Here is a 16699-nt window from a genome sequence, read left to right as displayed (position 1 = left end):
GGAAGGACAGGGAAATGGCATCCGCCGTCGAGATCGACGCCATGCGGCGAGCGCTGCAGCTCGCCCGGCGCGGCCCGCGCGGGCTCAATCCGCAGGTCGGTGCCGTCATCCTCTCCCCCGCCGGCCAGATTCTCGCCGAGGGACACCACCGCGGCGCCGGGACCCCTCACGCCGAGGTCGACGCGCTTTCTCAGCTGTCCCCCGGAGCGGCGCGCGGAGCCACCGCCGTCGTGACCCTCGAGCCCTGCAATCACACCGGTCGCACCGGCCCCTGCGCCGTCGCCCTGATCGAGGCCGGGGTCGCGCGCGTCGTGTACGCGCTCGACGATCCCACCGACGCCGCGGCCGGAGGGGCCGATCGCCTCCGCGCAGCCGGGGTCGACGTCGAGACCCGGATCGAGACGGATGCCGCGCGCTCGCTCATCGCGGACTGGATCCACCTGCAGCGCACCGGTCGACCGCACGTCACGGTCAAGTGGGCGCAGAGCCTCGACGGTCGTGCGGCGGCGGACGACGGCACGAGCCAGTGGATCACCGGCCCCGAGGCCCGTCGCGACGTGCACGCGCGACGCGCGCAGGCGGACGCGATCGTGGCCGGCACGGGCACCGTGCGCGCCGACGACCCGGCGCTCACCGCGCGAGCCGCCGACGGCACGTTGCTCGAGGATCAGCCCCGGCCCGTCGTGATCGGCGAGAGCGAAACGGCTCCGGATGCCGCGGTGCGCCGCCACCCGCGCGAACCGCTGTTCTACGCCACCCACGACCTTCCCGCCGTGCTGGCCGATCTCGCCGAGCAGGGCGTCCAGCGCGTGTTCGTCGAGGGCGGCCCGACGCTGGCGAGCGCCTTCGTGCGCGAGGGGCTCGCCGACGAGTTGCTCGTCTACGTCGCCCCCGTGCTGCTCGGCGGATCCCGTCTCGCCCTGGGAGATGTCGGTGTGCCGAGCATCGATGCGGCGAGACGGCTGACGGTGGCATCCGTTCAGCCCCTCGGCGACGACCTGCTGTTCGTCGCCCGCCCGGCCGAGACCGGGACCCGAAGCCCCGAGACTGTGCCCGCCGCCGCGGGCGAGAACGAAGGAGACGCCTGATGTTCACCGGAATCGTCGAAGAGATCGGCGCCGTCACCGCCGTCGAGCCGTCGGGAGACGGCGTGCGGCTGACGCTGCGCGCCCCGCTGTCGGTGTCGGACGCCGCGCACGGCGACTCGATCTCGGTCAGCGGCGTGTGCTTGACGGTCATCGACCAGGGGGATGACTGGTTCACCGCCGACGTGATGAAGCAGACCCTCGACATGTCGACACTCTCCGATGTGGCGCCCGGTCGCGCCGTCAACCTGGAGCGGGCCACCGCCGCGCACGGGCGTCTCGGCGGCCACATCGTGCAGGGGCACATCGACGGCACGGGCACCGTGCGCGAGGTGCGTCCGGGAGCGCAGTGGAGCGTCGTGCGCGTCGGCATCCCGGTCGACCTCGCGCCGCTCGTCGTCGACAAGGGCTCGATCGCGATCGACGGCGTCTCGCTCACCGTCAGCGCCGTCAGCCCCGCCGCCGAGGCGGAGCCCTGGCTCGAGGTCTCGCTCATCCCCGAGACGCTCGCGGCCACCACTCTGGGCCGCGCCGAGGCCGGCACGCCCGTCAACCTCGAGACCGACATCCTCGCGCGCCACGTGCAGCGCATGCTCGCCTTCCCTACGACAGAGAACCCCGCGGCCACCGCCGCATCGACCGAGAGGGGCTCCGCATGAGCCTGTCCACCATCCCCGAGGCCCTCGAGGCCCTGCGTCAGGGGCGCCCGATCCTGGTCGCCGACGACGAGAACCGCGAGAACGAGGGCGACGTCATCATCTCGGCCCAGCTCGCGACCCCCGAGTGGCTCGCCTGGACCGTGCGCTGGTCGAGCGGCTACGTCTGCGCCCCCATGCCCGGCGAGTGGGCGGACCGCCTCGACCTGCCGCCCATGGTCGAGGTCAACCAGGACGCTCGGGGCACCGCCTACACGGTGAGCGTGGATGCCGCGTCCGGCGTCACCACCGGCATCAGCGCCGCCGACCGCGCGCGCACCCTCAACGTGCTGGCTGATGCGGCATCGGTCCCGACGAGCCTCATCCGCCCCGGTCACGTGCTGCCCCTTCGCGCCGTCGACGGCGGTGTGCGCGAGCGCGCCGGTCACACCGAGGCGGCCGTCGACCTCATGCGTCTCGCGGGTCTCGAGCCCGTGGGCGCGATCGCCGAGGTCGTCGCCGAGGACGGCAGCATGATGCGCCTGCCCGGACTCTTCGAGCTCGGCGAGCGCGACGGTATCCCGGTCATCACCATCGAGCAGCTCATCGCCCACCTGAACGAGACCGACCCGCTGCCGGAGACCGCCGCGCCGAAGCGTCGCGTGAGCCTGCGCGCCGAGTCGAACGTGCCCACCTCGCACGGCACCTTCCGCTTCCTCGCCTACAAGGACCGCATCACCGGCACCGATCACCTGGCGGTCATCTCCGGCGACCTCACCGAGAGCGCGCCCCTCGTGCGCGTGCACTCCGAGTGCCTGACCGGCGAGGCCTTCGGTTCGCTCAAGTGCGAGTGCGGCCCGCAGCTCGAGGCCGCGCTCGACACGATCGACCGCGACGGCGGCATCGTCATCTACATGCGCGGTCACGAGGGTCGCGGCATCGGCCTCATCAACAAGCTGCGCGCCTACAACCTGCAGGAGCGCGGCATGGACACGGTGGATGCCAACCTGGCCCTGGGACTCCCCGCCGACGCTCGCGATTACGCCGCGGCCGCCGGCATCCTGACCGATCTCGGTGTCGACAAGGTGCGCCTGCTCACCAACAACACCGACAAGGTCGCGCAGCTGCGCGGTTTCGGTCTCGACGTCGTCGAGCAGGTGCCGCTCCTCGTGGGCGTCGGCCCCAACAACCACCAGTACCTCGAGACGAAGCGCGACCGGATGGGTCACATCATCGCCGAGGACGACCTGCGCGACGCCCTCGCGCACATGAAGGAAGAGAGCGTCTGATGGCCGGTAGTGGAGCACCCGAGACCGGCGGTATCGACGCCTCCGGACTGAACGTCGTCGTCATCGCCGGCACCTGGCACGAGGTCATCACCGACGGCCTCATCGCCGGGGCGAAGCGCGTGCTGGATGCCACCGGGGCGACCTATCGCGTCGTGCGCGTGCCGGGTTCGTTCGAGCTGCCCGTGGCGGCCAAGGCCGCGCTCGACGCCGGGGCGGATGCCGTGGTCGCGCTGGGCGTGATCATCCGGGGTGGGACGCCGCACTTCGACTTCGTGTCGTCGGCCGCGACCGACGGCCTGACCCGCGTCGCCCTCGACACCGGCAAGCCGGTCGGCTTCGGCGTTCTCACCCTCGACGACGAGCAGCAGGGTCTGGATCGCGCGGGGCTTCCGGGCTCGAAGGAGGACAAGGGCGAGGAGGCCGCGGATGCCGCGATCCGCACCGCCCTCGTGCTGCGGGAGCTGCGCGGCTGACCTGGGGTGTGCTGTGGGCCCGGCGATCGCGAAGGTCGCCGGGCCCGTTCTCGTCTGCGGCCGGGGTCGGAGGGGGCTGAGCCGGTCGTCATCGGCGGGACGCAGCGGAGGGGGCTGAGCCTGTCGAAGCCACCGGGACCCGCGGGCCGGGGCGGACCCTTCGACAAGCTCAGGGACCTCCGGGGGCTCAGGGGCCTCCGCGGGGCCCACAGACCTCGCGCGGGGGTCGGCGGCCGATCGCGGCGCTCGGGGGCCGGGGCCGCGCGCGGTGAGGGCCTCCTTGCTGGCGACGCGGGCGCGGCATCCTTACCCTGACCGTATGGAGATCCTGCGCAGCGTCGTCGTCCTCGTGCACCTGATCGGCTTCGCGGTGCTGTTCGGCGCGTGGGTCGTCGAGGCGGTGGCCCGGCGCGCGCGCGTGACGCCGCTGATGAACTACGCCCTCGTGATCTCCCTGGTCACCGGTCTCGCGCTGTCGGCACCCTGGGGACTCGACCACGACCTCAACTACGCCAAGATCGGCATCAAGCTCGTCGTTCTGCTCGTGATCGGCGCTCTGCTGGGCATCGGTTCGGCACGCCAGAAGCGCGCCGGCTCGCTCTCCCCCGCGATCTTCTGGCCGATCGGCATCCTGGCTCTGCTCAACGCGGGCCTCGCGGTCATCTGGCACTGACCGCGCGGGAGACGGTCGCCAAGACACGGCGACGGTGCACGGCGCCCACGCACGGCACACGACGGTCGGTGCGCGGGGACGGACCGCGCTCAGCGCGCGCATAGACTGGAGGGTCTAGACGCCCCTCACTCGGGGACGTCGCCGGTGCCTCCGCCCGTGCGCTCTCTCACCACCACCCCCGTGACCGCTGCGCGCCACCGCTGCGCCCCATCCCGGACGCGATTGAAGACTCTTCCCGTCAGGCCCTCATGACCACGTCATCCCCCTCCACCCGCTCGACCCCCGCCGCACCGGCGAACCCCCGCTCGCGTGTCATCACCGCGAGCCTCATCGGCACCACGATCGAGTTCTACGACTTCTACGCGTACGCCACGGCGGCCGTGCTCGTGTTCCCGATCCTCTTCTTCCCGACCGGCAACGAGACCACCTCGTTGCTGCTGTCGTTCAGCGTCTTCGGCGCCGCCATGGTCGCGCGCCCCCTCGGCGCCGTCGTCTTCGGCCACTTCGGCGACCGCTTCGGTCGCAAGGCGACCCTCGTGGCATCCCTGTTGACGATGGGTGTCGCGACCTTCCTGATCGGACTGCTGCCGACCTTCAACGAGATCGGCGTCTGGGCGGCGATCCTGCTGCTGATCATGCGTCTCGCCCAGGGCTTCGCGCTCGGCGGCGAATGGTCGGGCGCGGCGCTGGTGGCCACCGAGAACGCCCCGAAGGGCAAGCGCGCCCTGTTCGGCACGTTCCCGCAGCTAGGCGCCCCCATCGGCTTCATCATCGCCAACGGCATCTTCCTCATCATCAACTTCGCCCTGCCGCACCCCGACGGCACTGCGCAGCGCTCCGCGGAATTCCTCGCGTGGGGCTGGCGCGTGCCGTTCCTCTTCTCGGCCGTGATGGTCATCGTCGGCCTCTGGGTGCGTCTCAAGCTCGTCGAGAGCGAGTCGTTCGCGAAGGCGGAGAAGAGCGGCGTGATCCGCAAGTTCCCGCTCGGCGAGGTGATCCGCCGCAACTGGAAGCAGCTGATCCTCGGCACGTTCATCATGCTGGCGACCTACGTGCTCTTCTACCTCATGACGAGCTTCACGCTCTCGTACGGCACCAAGCCCACCGCCGAGACCGCGGCCGCTGCGGCCGAGAAGGCCGGTACGGCATTCGACGCGGCCGCGTACGTTCCGGGCCTGGGCTTCGGCTACACCGACTTCGTCATCATGCAGATCATCGGCGTGGTGTTCTTCGGTGTCTTCACGATGCTGTCGGGCCCGCTCGCGGACCGTTTCGGCCGCAAGCGCCTGCTCATCGGCGTGACCCTCGCGATCATCGTGTTCGGGCTGACGTTCGCCTTCTTCCTTCTCCCCCAGGCCGACGCGACGCTCACCCACGTCTACGTGCAGGCGTTCCTGATCATCGGATTCCTGCTCATGGGCTCGACCTTCGGTCCCATGGGTGCCGTGCTGCCGGAGCTGTTCCCCACGAACACGCGCTACACGGGCTCGGCCATTTCGTACAACGTCTCGTCGATCCTGGGCGCGGCCCTCGCGCCGATCGTCGCCGTCGCGCTGTGGGCCGCCGGTGACGGCAACCCCTGGCTGGTCGGTGTCTACCTGTCGGCGATGGGCGTGCTGACCCTCATCGCGCTCGTGCTCTCGCCCGAGACGAAGGACGTCGACTACGACGACAACATCGCCGCGGGAGCGACCGCGCCGTAACGCGGTCCGCTTCGCGACGACGGATGCCACGGGGCCTCGGCCTCGTGGCATCCGTCGTCTCCGCGGGCGCACGCACGGCTCCTCCCCACGGGCGCTTCGGCGCGGGTTCTCCCCCCTTCCGCCGCGCGAGGGCGAAGCGCATAGCGACGGAAGGTACGGTCGAAGTACCCCGATCCCTTTCCCGAGGATGAGCATGTCTTCACCCGCTCCCGCGCGCGGTCGGCGCGGCCGCCGCGCCCCCGAAGGTCCGCGCGCGTCGTTCCGTCAGCTGCTGCCCTTCCTGCTCGAGCACAAGCGCACGCTCGCCGTGGTGGCGGTGCTCAGCGTCCTCGGTGCGGCGGCGACGCTCGCCCAGCCGCTGCTGGTCGGCCAGGTCATCACGCGCGTGCAGAACAGCGTCCCGCTCGGCGCCCTCGTCTGGCTGCTGGTCGCGTTCGTCGTGCTCTCGTCGGTGATCTCCGGCTTCCAGCACTACCTGCTCCAGCGCACCGGCACCGCGGTCGTCTACTCGTCGCGGCGGCGCCTGATCGCCCGCATCCTGCGCCTGCCCATCAGCGAGTTCGACGCGCGCCGCACCGGCGACCTCGTCTCGCGCGTGGGCACCGACACGACGCTCCTGTACGCCGTGCTCACGCAGGGGTTCGCGGATGCCGTGGGCAATGCGCTCATCCTGCTCGGCGCCGTGATCGCGATGGCGTTCATCGATCCCCTCCTGCTCGTGCTCATCGTGGTGGTCGTCGGAGCATCGCTCGGTGTCGTGGTGCTGCTCAGCACGCGCATTCGCGCGGCATCCGCGGTGCAGCAGGAGAAGGTCGGCGAGCTGTCGTCGGGTGTCGAGCGCGCGGTGGGGTCGATCCGCACCATCCGCGCGTCCGGCGCGACCGAGCGCGAGACCGACGCCGTGACCGAGAACGCCACCGCCGCGTACGAGGCGGGAGTCCGTATCGCCCGCGTGTCGGCGCTGATCGTGCCGATCGCCTTCGTCGCCCTGCAGGTGTCTCTGCTCGTCGTGCTGGGCGTCGGCGGGTACCGCGTGGCATCCGGGGCCATCGACGTCGCCTCTCTGGTCACGTTCGTGATCTTCCTGTTCCTGCTCGTGCAGCCGCTCGCCTCGGCCATCGGCGCGATCACCTCGGTCAACCAGGCCCTGGGTGCTCTCGGGCGCATCCAGGAGGTGCTCGACCTCCCGCTCGAGCAGGACGGCGACCGAGCGGGCACCGTGCACCCCGAGCCCGATGCGGCCGCGATCGAATTCCGCGGCGTGCGGTTCCGCTACCCCGACCACGTCGTCAGAGCCCGCGAGGCGGCGGCGAAAGAGGCGCAGTCCGTGCTCGCCGAGGTGCACCTCGACGCCGCGGCGCCCGACGCCCCGACCGACGAGGCCGACCGCGAGGTGCTGCGCGGGGTGTCGTTCACGGTGCCGCACGGCGCGCGGGTGGCATTGGTGGGCCCTTCGGGGGCGGGGAAGAGCACGATCCTCTCCCTCGTCGAGCGCTTCTACGACCCCACCTCGGGGGCGATCCTCGTCGACGGCGTCGATGCCCGCGACCTCGCGCGCGACGATCTCCGCGCGCGCTTCGGCTACGTCGAGCAGGACGCCCCGACCCTGGCCGGCACGATCGCCGACAACCTGCGCCTGGCTTCGCCCGAGGCGTCGGACGCCGAGTGCGAGCGCGTGCTGCGCGCCGTGAACCTCGGTGACGTGCTGGAGCGCAACCCGCTCGGCGTCGACGCCCCCGTCGGCGAAGACGGTGTGATGCTCTCCGGCGGGGAACGCCAGCGCCTCGCGATCGCGCGTGCCCTGCTGGCCGCTCCCCCGGTGCTGCTGCTCGACGAATCGACCTCGTCGCTCGACGGTGTGAACGAACAGCGCATGCGCGAGGCGATCGACGCCGTGGCCGCCGACCGGACGCTGCTGGTGATCGCGCATCGCCTCTCGACCGTCGTCGACAGCGACCTGATCGTGGTGCTCGAGAACGGCCGCGTCGTCGGCCAGGGCACGCACAGCGAGCTCGTGGCATCCACTCCCCTGTACCGCGACCTGGCGAAGCACCAGTTGTTGGTGTGACGTGTGGCGCGGTTCCCGTGCGGACGGGGGCGCCCGGGGGCTCACGCAGGCGTGCCGCGCGGTGCTGTGGCGCACGGAGCCGCGCCGCAGGGAGCCGCGCCTCGGGAAGCTGCGCCGCACGGAGCCGCGCCGCAGGGAGCCGCGCCGCACAGAGCCGCGGTGTGCGGTGTCGCAGCGCACCGGAGCTGCGCCGCACGGACCCGCGGTGTGCGGTGTCGCAGCGCACGGGGCCGCGCGCAGGAGGGGGTCCCCGGTCCTTCGAAAAACGCTCGCTGTGCTGAGAAACGCGCACTGCGGGCGTTTCTCGCTAGAGCGGGCGTTTATCGGCGTGGGGGCGCGGGCGGACCCGCCCCACTCCGGGAGCGGACACACCGACGCCCCTCCCGCGCGCCAAGAACGGGAGGGGCGTCGATTCCGGGGCTCGCCCGCTGCGCGAAACGGCGCGCGAGGCGAGCCGGTCTCAGGGGCGCTGCAGGCGGTAGCGCAGCGACGCCAACTCGGCGCGCAGGGCGGCCGGGAGGTGCGAGCCGAAGGTGTCGTAGAACTCCTCGGTGAGGTCGGCCTCGGCCAGCCACGACTCGCGGTCGATCGCGAAGAGCTCCTCGAGGTCGGCGGCGGGCAGGTCGAGGCCCGTCAGGTCGAGGTCCTCGGTGCGCGGTAGGCGTCCGATCGGGCTGTCCACGGCATCCACCTGTCCGTCGACGCGGCGGATGATCCAGTCGATGACGCGGGCGTTGTCGCCGAAACCGGGCCAGAGGAAACGACCGTCGTCGCCCTTGCGGAACCAGTTGACCTGGAAGATGCGCGGCGCGCGGTCGAACCGCAGCTTCTGGCCCACCTTGAGCCAGTGGCCGAAGTAGTCGCCCATGTTGTATCCGCAGAACGGGAGCATCGCGAAGGGATCGCGGCGGAGTTCGCCGACGGTGCCCTCCTGGGCGGCCGTCTTCTCGCTCGAGACGGTCGAGCCGAGGAACACCCCGTGCGACCAGTCGGTGGCCTCGAGCACGAGGGGGACGTTGGTGGCACGGCGTCCGCCGAACAGGATGACGTCGAGGGGAACGCCCTCGGGGGCCTCCCAGTCCTCGGCGATCTGGGGGCACTGCGCGGCACCGACGGTGAAGCGCGAGTTGGGGTGCGCGGCGGGGCGGCCCGACGCGGGCGTCCAGGGCTTTCCCTCCCAGTCGGTGAGGTGCGGGGGCGCCTCGTCGGTCAGCCCCTCCCACCACACGTCGCCGTCGGGACGCAGCGCCACGTTGGTGAAGATCGTGTTGCCCCACAGCGTTTCGATCGCCGTGACGTTGGTGGATTCGCCGGTGCCGGGGGCGACGCCGAAGAAGCCGGCCTCCGGGTTGATGGCCCAGAGGCGCCCGTCGTCGCCGGGGCGGATCCAGGTGATGTCGTCGCCGAGGGTCTCGACGCGCCAGCCGGGGATCGTCGGGCGGAGCATCGCGAGGTTCGTCTTGCCGCACGCCGAGGGGAACGCGGCGGCCACGTGGTACGCCTTGCCCTTCGGGTCGATGACGCGGATGAGCAGCATGTGCTCGGCGAGCCAGCCTTCGTCGCGACCGATGACCGACGCGATGCGCAGGGCGAAGCACTTCTTCGCCAGGATCGCGTTGCCGCCGTATCCCGAGCCGAACGACCAGACCTCGAGCGTGTCGGGGAAGTGGACGATGTACTTCTCGTCGTTGCAGGGCCACTCGACGTCGGCCTGGCCCGGCGCCAGCGGCGCGCCCACCGAGTGGACGGTCTTGACCCACGGCGCACCCTGCGCGATCTGCTCGGTGACGGCCGTGCCGACGCGCGTCATCACACCGATGGATGCCACCGCGTAGGCGCTGTCGGTGATCTGCACGCCGATGTGGCTGAGGGGGCCGCCGACGGCGCCCATCGAGAACGGCACGACGTACATCGTGCGACCGCGCATCGAGCCGTCGAAGACGCCGTCGAGCGTCGCGCGGATCTCGGCCGGAGCGATCCAGTTGTTGGTGGGCCCGGCGTCCTCTTCGCGCTCCGAGGCGATGTAGGTGCGCGATTCCAGGCGCGCGACGTCGCCGGGGTGGGAGCGGGCCAGGTACGAGCCCGGGCGCCACTCGGGGTTGAGCTTGATGAGCTTGCCCTCGTCGACCATCTCGCGCAGCAGCGCGTCGTTCTCGGCCGCGGAACCGTCGACCCAGTGGATGCGGTCGGGCTTCGTCAGGGCGGCGACCTGGTCGACCCAGGCGGTGAGAGCGGCGAGGCCGGGACCGTCGACGGCCGGCTTCACGCCGTGACCGGGGCGGGCGGGGGCGGGGGCGACCGCGGCGGCGCGGCCGGTGGAGCGGGAAGCGAAGATGTCGGCGAGAGCCATGTCGTTCTCCTCGGTTGAGAGCGAATTCGGTGTTCTCCCCCATCATGAGCGCCTCCACCCCGGTCTTTCGGAGGATATTGCGTGTAAGAAATCCCCTTCTTTCGATATGGTCAAGGAATGGCCTCGTCCTTCGAACTCACCACGCTCGGTCATCGCATCCGGCATCATCGGCTCGCTCGGGGATACACCCTCGACGAACTGGGCGCCCTCGTCGGCGTGGCCGGGAGCCAGCTGAGCCTCATCGAGAACGGCAAGCGCGAGCCCAAGCTCTCCCTCCTGCAGGAGATCGCGCGCGCGACCGAGACCGAGGTCACCGAGCTGCTCTCCCGAGAACCCCCGAACCGGCGCGCGGCGCTGGAGATCGAGCTCGAACGGGCGCAGACCAGCCCGTTCTTCCGCCAGCTCGGCATCCCGCCCGTCAAGGTGACCAAAGGGACCAGCGACGAGACCATCGAGGCCGTGCTCGGCCTCCATCGCGAACTGCTCAGGCGCGAGCGCGCGACGATCGCGAGCCCGGAGGAGGCGCGTCGCGCCAACACCGAGCTGCGCCTGCGCATGCGGGAGACCGCGAACCACCTCCCCGAGATCGAGCGCCTCGCCGAGAAGCAGCTCAAGGCCGCGGGCCACTCGACGGGAGCCCTGACCCACCGCACGGTCAGCATCATGGCCGAGCAACTGGGCTTCGAGCTGATCTACGTCGCCGACCTGCCGCACTCGGCGCGTTCGGTCACCGACCTGGAGCACGGGCGCATCTACCTGCCGCCCGCCTCGATCCCCGGCGGCCACGGCCTGCGGTCGATGGCACTGCAGGCGATGGCCCACCGCCTGCTCGGACACCGCCCGCCCACCGACTACGCCGACTTCCTGCAGCAGCGCCTCGAGATCAACTACTACGCCGCGTGCTGCCTGATGCCCGAGACCAGCTCCGTGGCGTTCCTCACGCAGGCGAAGAAGGACCGCAACCTCGCCGTCGAGGACTTCCGCGACGCGTTCGGCGTCACCCATGAAGCGGCCGCGATGCGCATGACCAACCTCATGACGACGCACCTCGGCATCCGTCTGCACTTCCTGCGCGTCGACGGCGACGGCGCGATCTCGCGCGTGTACGAGAACGACGGGCTTCCCCTGCCCACCGACGTCACCGGCAGCGTCGAGGGGCAGGTGGTGTGCAAGAAGTTCTCGGCGCGCTCCGCCTTCGCCGAGCACAACCGCACCACCGAGCACTACCAGTACACCGACACTCCCGCCGGCACCTTCTGGTGCTCGACCCAGACGGGCACGACCAGCGACGGCGATTTCTCGATCACCGTGGGGGTTCCCTTCGACGACGCCCGGTGGTTCCGCGGACGCGAGACCGCCAAGCGCGGCATCTCGCACTGCCCCGACGAATCGTGCTGCCGTCGTCCCGACACGGAGGCCGCCGAGCGCTGGCAGGGCAAGGCCTGGCCGAGCGCGCGGGTGCACCGCCACATGTTCTCGCCGCTGCCGCGGGGCATGTTCCCCGGCGTCGACGACGCCGAGGTCTTCGCCTTCCTCGACCGGCACGCGGACGGCTGAGCGTCCGCGGAGCCGGCGCAACTCCTGCAGGATCCGTGGATCGCAGCTGAGAGAGGCGCAAACGGACGGCATTGCAGGAGTTGTGCACGGATGACCGCCGAGAAGCCCCCCTGATGTCGGCACCCCGGCGAACCCGAACACGCGGCGAACCTGCAGCACAACTCCTGCAGGGCTGACGGGATGGAGCCGAACGGGAGCCGAACCGTCGGATCTGCAGGAGTTGTGCACAGACGACCGCACCGGATGCCACGACCCCGGGCCCTCGTGGGGCGCCGGGGTCGTGGCATCCGGTGTCTTCGGCTCAGTCGGTCAGGCGTAGGGGTTCGCCGTCAGCGTGTACTTCGTCTGCAGGTACTCGTGGATGCCCTCGTCGCCGCCCTCGCGGCCGAGTCCCGACTGCTTCCAGCCGCCGAAGGGGGCGGCGGCGTTGGAGACGACGCCGACGTTGAGGCCCATCATCCCGGTCTCGAGCTTGTCGATCATGCGCTGGCCGCGCGCGAGCGACTCGGTGAAGACGTAGGAGACGAGGCCGTACTCGGTGTCGTTCGCCAGGCGCACGGCGTCGTCTTCGTCGTCGAAGGGGATGATCGCGAGCACGGGTCCGAAGATCTCCTCGCGGAGGATGTCACTGCCGGGCTTCACGTCGGACACGACGGTCGGCTCGAAGAACGTGCCGGGGCCGTCGATGGGCGATCCGCCCGTGGTGACGGTGGCGCCGCGCTCCACGGCATCCCCCACCAGGGTCTTGGCCTTGTCGACGGCGCGGTCGTCGATGAGGGGGCCGATCTGCACGCCGTCCTCGGTGCCGCGGCCGATCTTCATGCCCTGCACGCGCTCGGTGACACGTCGGGTGAACTCCTCGACGACGCTGCGCTGCACGATGAAGCGGTTGGCCGCGGTGCACGCCTGGCCGATGTTGCGGAACTTCGCGAGCATCGCGCCCTCGACCGCCTTGTCGAGATCGGCGTCGTCGAACACGACGAAGGGGGCGTTGCCGCCAAGCTCCATCGAGGTGCGCAGCACGCCGGGGGCGGCCTGCTGCAGCAGCTTCACGCCGACCGGGGTGGACCCGGTGAACGAGAGCTTGCGCAGGCGCGGGTCGGAGATGATGCGCTCCGAGACCGGGCCGGTGTTGGTGGTCGTCACGACGTTGACGACGCCGGCGGGGAGCCCGGCATCCTGCAGGATCTGAGCGAAGAACAGCGTCGTCAGCGGCGTGAGGGTGGCCGGCTTGATGACCACGGTGCAGCCCGCGGCGAGCGCCGGGGCGATCTTGCGGGTGGCCATGGCGAGGGGGAAGTTCCACGGGGTGATGAGGTAGCAGGGCCCCACGGGGTGCTGCGAGACGATCATGCGGCCGGTGCCCTCGGGGTTGGCGCCGTAGCGGCCCTGGGTGTGAGCGGTGACCTCGCTGAACCAGCGGAGGAACTCCCCGCCGTAGCCGACCTCGCCGCGGGCCTCGGCGAGGGGCTTGCCCATCTCGAGGGTCATCAGCAGCGCGATGTCTTCCTTGCGCTCCTGGAGCAGGTCGAACGCGCGGCGGAGGATCTCGGCGCGCTCACGCGACGGCGTGGCCGCCCACGACGGGAACGCGTCGGCCGCGGCATCCATCGCCGCCACGCCGTCGTCGATCGACGCATCGGCGATCTCGAGCAGGACGTCACCGGTGGCGGGGTCGTTCACGGCGACGGTCTTGCCGCCCTCGGCCGAGCGCCATTCCCCGTTGATCAGCAGACCGGTGGGTACGGATGCCAGCAGCTCGCTCTCGCGCGGATCGGTCATGTGTCCTCCTGGATCGGGGCGGGGTGTCCCGCCCATTCTCGTCAGCACGCGAAGCGGTGCCGATATACGTCGTGTACAAAGCAGATGCAGGGATTGCCATGGTGGACACCGAGGGACGTCGCACGGCTGCCGGCGTCCCCCGCCGCGCCGTCATGAGGCCCCGCTGCCCCGCCCGGCGCCGCGCCGCCCCGCGCGGCTCCGCACTGCCCGGCGATAAACGCCATCCCTGTGCGGAAACGCGGCAACGCTGCGTGTCTCGCGAGGATCGGCGTTTATCGCGAGGTTCGGCGACCGCGCGGAGCAGCACCGGGCGCGTCAGTTCGCCTCAGCCACCGCGGGCACCGCCGTCACCCCGGACAGGAAGCGCTCCAGGCCGGCGGGGTCGCGGAGCGGCAGCACGTGCGCCACGTACTGGTCGGGGCGCACGAGCACCACCGCCCCCTCGGCGCCGATGCCGCGCTCGGCGAAGATGTCGGCGCTCGTCCACGCCGAGGGCGCGGCGGCGAACACCTTCTCGAGGTCGGTCAGCCCCAGTGGCCCCGACTGCGGACGGAAGAGCGCGGGCACGTCGACGACGTCCTCCCAGCGTCCGGGGAAGATCGCCTTCACGTCGAACACCGCGTCGAGGTCCGCCCCGGCGGGGGTGAAGCGCTCGACGATCGGCAGCGCGGCGTCGGCCCACTCCCGCAGCGCCGAGCCCTCGGCATCCGCGAAGGCGTAGATCCTCCAACGCCCGTCGGCCTTCGCGTGATGACCGAGGTGCACGGCGTTGCCGTCGCACACCCGCACGACCTCGACGCTGTGGAAGCGTCTCCCGACGGGGAAACCGGATGCCAGCTCCTGCGCGGGCGCGTCGGAGACCAGGGCCGAGGGCGCGTACCGCGTGCCGAAGCCGGAGGGGAACTCCGCGGTGGCGAGGTAATAGGTCGCGAGCTCGTCGGGGTCGGTGATCTCGCCGGGCTTGCGCGCCATGAGCGACGACCACTCGCGATCGAAGTCGATGAGCTGCTGCGCGACCGGGCGGCGCTCGTCGTCGTAGGTGCGCAGGAGCGACGCGGGCGCGAGCCCGGTGAGCACGTGGCCGAGCTTCCAACCGAGGTTGAAGCCGTCCTGCATCGAGACATTCATGCCCTGGCCCGCCTTGGCGCTGTGGGTGTGGCACGCGTCGCCGGTGAGGAAGACCCGCGGGCTGTCGAGGTCGTCGACGAACTGGTCGGTCACCCGGTGCCCCACCTCGTAGACGCTGGACCACGCGACCTGCTTCACGTCGATCGAGTAGGGGTGCAGGATCTCGTTCGCCCGGCGGATGACCTCCTCGATCGGCGTCTGCCGCACGCGATGGTCGTCATCCTCCGCCACCTCGCCGAGGTCGATGTACATGCGGCTGAGGTATCCGCCCTCGCGAGGGATGTGCAGGATGTTCCCCGCCGCCGCGTTGATCGCGCACTTGATGCGCCAGTCGGGGAAGTCGGTCTCGACCAGCACGTCCATCACGCCCCACGCGTGGCGGGCGGCGGCGCCGACGTGCGTGCGGCCGATAGCTTGGCGCACGCCGCTGCGGGCGCCGTCGCATCCCACGACGTACCGCGCGACGATCGTGCGCTCCCCCTCCGCGGTGCGCACGCGCACCTCGACGTCGTCGGCGCGCACCGTCAGTCCCAGGAACTCCACGCCGTAGTCGGGGGCGATGCGGGCGGGTCCGTGGGCGGCCGCCTCGGCGAAGTAGTCGAGCACGCGCGCTTGGTTGACGATGAGGTGCGGGAACTCGCTGATCTTCAGGCCGTAGTCCTCCGTGCGGGTCGTGCGCACGATCCGATCGGGGTTCTCGGGGTCGGGTGCCCAGAAGTTCATCCAGCCGATGTTGTACGCCTCGGCCGTGATGCGGTCGGCGAAACCGAAGGCCTGGAACGTCTCGACGCTGCGGGGTTGGATGCCGTCCGCCTGACCGAGCGCGAGCCGCCCGTCGCGCTTCTCGATGAGGCGCGTCGTGAGCTGCGGGAACTGCGACATCTGCGCGGCGAGCAGCATGCCGGCCGGGCCGGAGCCGACGATGAGCACGTCGACCTCGTCGGGCAGTTCGGCGGGCCGATCGAGACCCGTGCCCGCGGCGTTCTGCACGCGCGGGTCGCCCGAGACGTAGCCGTGGTGGTGGAACTGCATCGTTTCTCCTGACGTCGATGTCGGGGTTGCCTCGGCAGTCGCCGTGTTCTATATTCGAACACAGCGTTCTGCTATCGAACGAGAGGCTAGCCGCTCCATGCCCGCACGGCAAGACTCCTCCCCCGCCTCGCAGACGCTTAGCCGTGGCATCCGCCTGCTCGAACACCTCGCCGACGCCCGCACGCCGCTCACGATCGACGAGCTCGCGCAGCGGGTCGACCTGCACCGCTCCGTCGCCTACCGGCTGCTCCGCACCCTCGAGGACCACGGGCTGGTGACGAGGGATGCCGCGGGCGCGGTGCGCCTGGGAACGGGACTCGCAGCTCTCGCCGCCGGCGTCGCCGCCGACCTGCAGGCCGAGGCGCTGCCTGAACTGACGGCCGCCGCGAACGATCTCGGCATGACGTGCTTCCTCGTCGTGCTCGACCACGACGAATGCGTGACACTCACGAGCGTCGAGCCCCGCCACGCGGTCACCGCGGTCGCGCAACGACCCGGGGCGCGGCATCCGGTCACCCGGGGAGCCCCGGGGCGCGCGATCCTCGCGCAACTGCCGCCGCGGCGATGGCCCGACGATGTCGACGCGCGCCTCGCGGCGGAGGTGGCGGATGCCGCGGAGCGCGGGTGGGCGACGAGCCACGACGAAGTCGTCCCCTCGCTGCGCGCGGTCGCGGTGTCGCTGTCGGTGCAGGGTCGCGAGCCCGCGGCGGTGGCGGCGGTCCACGTAAGCAGCGATCTGGACGACGCCGCGATCGCGGCGCGGCTTGCGGCTGCGGCGGAGGCGATTCGCGGGACGCTCTGACCACCGCCTCCCCCGCGCGAGTCGCCACGATCTGTCGCCTCCCCACCCGCTGAAGCGACGAATGTTGGCGACTCGCGCCCCTATACTCGATCCCGTCAGGCGCACGAGGTCGTGGGTCGCTG

General features: G+C 71.0%; 12 protein-coding genes. 9 read left to right on the top strand and 3 right to left on the bottom strand.

The window, feature by feature from the left end:
* Positions 1-14: 14 nt before the first annotated feature.
* The 7 genes from ribD (at position 15) to Q0818_RS10575 (ending at position 7926) form a co-directional block, all read left to right on the top strand.
* The gene (gene ribD / locus Q0818_RS10605; RefSeq protein ID WP_298874345.1) at positions 15-1088 is read left to right on the top strand and encodes a bifunctional diaminohydroxyphosphoribosylaminopyrimidine deaminase/5-amino-6-(5-phosphoribosylamino)uracil reductase RibD; all 1074 of its coding nucleotides are present in this window, start codon (positions 15-17) and stop codon (positions 1086-1088) included.
* A complete protein-coding gene (locus Q0818_RS10600) occupies positions 1088-1744 on the top strand; it encodes a riboflavin synthase (protein WP_298874343.1) in 657 nt (218 codons plus the stop codon). Before ribD ends, Q0818_RS10600 begins: the two co-directional genes overlap by 1 nt.
* Positions 1741-3009, top strand: a complete 1269-nt coding sequence (gene ribA / locus Q0818_RS10595) for a GTP cyclohydrolase II (RefSeq protein WP_298874341.1) — start codon at positions 1741-1743, stop codon at positions 3007-3009. The genes Q0818_RS10600 and ribA overlap by 4 nt, the downstream gene beginning before the upstream one ends.
* A complete protein-coding gene (ribH, locus tag Q0818_RS10590) occupies positions 3009-3482 on the top strand; it encodes a 6,7-dimethyl-8-ribityllumazine synthase (RefSeq protein ID WP_298874338.1) in 474 nt (157 codons plus the stop codon). Before ribA ends, ribH begins: the two co-directional genes overlap by 1 nt.
* A gap of 319 nt (positions 3483-3801) precedes the next feature.
* Positions 3802-4155, top strand: coding sequence for a Fe-S protein (locus tag Q0818_RS10585; RefSeq protein WP_298874335.1), 354 nt, complete (start codon positions 3802-3804; stop codon positions 4153-4155).
* A gap of 248 nt (positions 4156-4403) precedes the next feature.
* Positions 4404-5858 carry an MFS transporter gene (locus Q0818_RS10580; RefSeq protein ID WP_298874332.1) on the top strand — a complete coding sequence of 485 codons (1455 nt, stop codon included), beginning with the start codon at positions 4404-4406 and terminating at the stop codon, positions 5856-5858.
* Positions 5859-6051: 193 nt separating this feature from the next.
* Complete coding sequence (locus Q0818_RS10575) at positions 6052-7926, top strand: ABC transporter ATP-binding protein (RefSeq protein WP_298874330.1); 1875 nt, start codon at positions 6052-6054, stop codon at positions 7924-7926.
* 460 nt (positions 7927-8386) lie between these two features.
* Here Q0818_RS10575 and Q0818_RS10570 read toward each other — a convergent pair whose 3' ends face one another.
* Positions 8387-10276, bottom strand: a complete 1890-nt coding sequence (locus tag Q0818_RS10570; RefSeq protein ID WP_298874327.1) for a phosphoenolpyruvate carboxykinase (GTP) — start codon at positions 10274-10276, stop codon at positions 8387-8389.
* 117 nt (positions 10277-10393) lie between these two features.
* Here Q0818_RS10570 and Q0818_RS10565 point away from each other — a divergent pair, with 117 nt between their 5' ends.
* Complete coding sequence (locus tag Q0818_RS10565) at positions 10394-11833, top strand: XRE family transcriptional regulator (protein ID WP_298874325.1); 1440 nt, start codon at positions 10394-10396, stop codon at positions 11831-11833.
* Positions 11834-12142: 309 nt separating this feature from the next.
* Here the strand turns inward: Q0818_RS10565 and Q0818_RS10560 are convergent, their stop codons facing one another.
* Together Q0818_RS10560 and Q0818_RS10555 are read right to left on the bottom strand one after the other, a co-directional pair.
* Positions 12143-13615 carry an NAD-dependent succinate-semialdehyde dehydrogenase gene (locus tag Q0818_RS10560; protein ID WP_298874319.1) on the bottom strand — a complete coding sequence of 491 codons (1473 nt, stop codon included), beginning with the start codon at positions 13613-13615 and terminating at the stop codon, positions 12143-12145.
* A 315-nt stretch (positions 13616-13930) separates the two neighbouring features.
* On the bottom strand, positions 13931-15775 hold the full coding sequence (locus Q0818_RS10555) for an FAD-dependent monooxygenase (protein WP_298874316.1): 1845 nt from the start codon (positions 15773-15775) through the stop codon (positions 13931-13933).
* Positions 15776-15872: 97 nt separating this feature from the next.
* Here Q0818_RS10555 and Q0818_RS10550 point away from each other — a divergent pair, with 97 nt between their 5' ends.
* Positions 15873-16577: a helix-turn-helix domain-containing protein gene (locus tag Q0818_RS10550; RefSeq protein WP_298874313.1), complete on the top strand. Its 705-nt coding sequence runs from the start codon at positions 15873-15875 to the stop codon at positions 16575-16577.
* Positions 16578-16699: the final 122 nt, after the last annotated feature.

Source organism: uncultured Microbacterium sp., assembly GCF_947489255.1.
Lineage (GTDB): Bacteria > Actinomycetota > Actinomycetes > Actinomycetales > Microbacteriaceae > Microbacterium > Microbacterium phycohabitans.
The sequence above is the reverse complement of the archived record's forward strand: the minus strand, read 5'-3'. Positions and strand labels throughout refer to the sequence as shown.

Bases quoted from the DNA above. Each gene is read 5' to 3' on its own strand.
- ribD (WP_298874345.1), top strand. From the start codon at position 15: ATGGCATCCGCCGTCGAGATCGACGCCATGCGGCGAGCGCTGCAGCTC.
- Q0818_RS10600 (WP_298874343.1), top strand. From the start codon at position 1,088: ATGTTCACCGGAATCGTCGAAGAGATCGGCGCCGTCACCGCCGTCGAG.
- ribA (WP_298874341.1), top strand. From the start codon at position 1,741: ATGAGCCTGTCCACCATCCCCGAGGCCCTCGAGGCCCTGCGTCAGGGG.
- ribH (WP_298874338.1), top strand. From the start codon at position 3,009: ATGGCCGGTAGTGGAGCACCCGAGACCGGCGGTATCGACGCCTCCGGA.
- Q0818_RS10585 (WP_298874335.1), top strand. From the start codon at position 3,802: ATGGAGATCCTGCGCAGCGTCGTCGTCCTCGTGCACCTGATCGGCTTC.
- Q0818_RS10580 (WP_298874332.1), top strand. From the start codon at position 4,404: ATGACCACGTCATCCCCCTCCACCCGCTCGACCCCCGCCGCACCGGCG.
- Q0818_RS10575 (WP_298874330.1), top strand. From the start codon at position 6,052: ATGTCTTCACCCGCTCCCGCGCGCGGTCGGCGCGGCCGCCGCGCCCCC.
- Q0818_RS10570 (WP_298874327.1), bottom strand. From the start codon at position 10,276: ATGGCTCTCGCCGACATCTTCGCTTCCCGCTCCACCGGCCGCGCCGCC.
- Q0818_RS10565 (WP_298874325.1), top strand. From the start codon at position 10,394: ATGGCCTCGTCCTTCGAACTCACCACGCTCGGTCATCGCATCCGGCAT.
- Q0818_RS10560 (WP_298874319.1), bottom strand. From the start codon at position 13,615: ATGACCGATCCGCGCGAGAGCGAGCTGCTGGCATCCGTACCCACCGGT.
- Q0818_RS10555 (WP_298874316.1), bottom strand. From the start codon at position 15,775: ATGCAGTTCCACCACCACGGCTACGTCTCGGGCGACCCGCGCGTGCAG.
- Q0818_RS10550 (WP_298874313.1), top strand. From the start codon at position 15,873: ATGCCCGCACGGCAAGACTCCTCCCCCGCCTCGCAGACGCTTAGCCGT.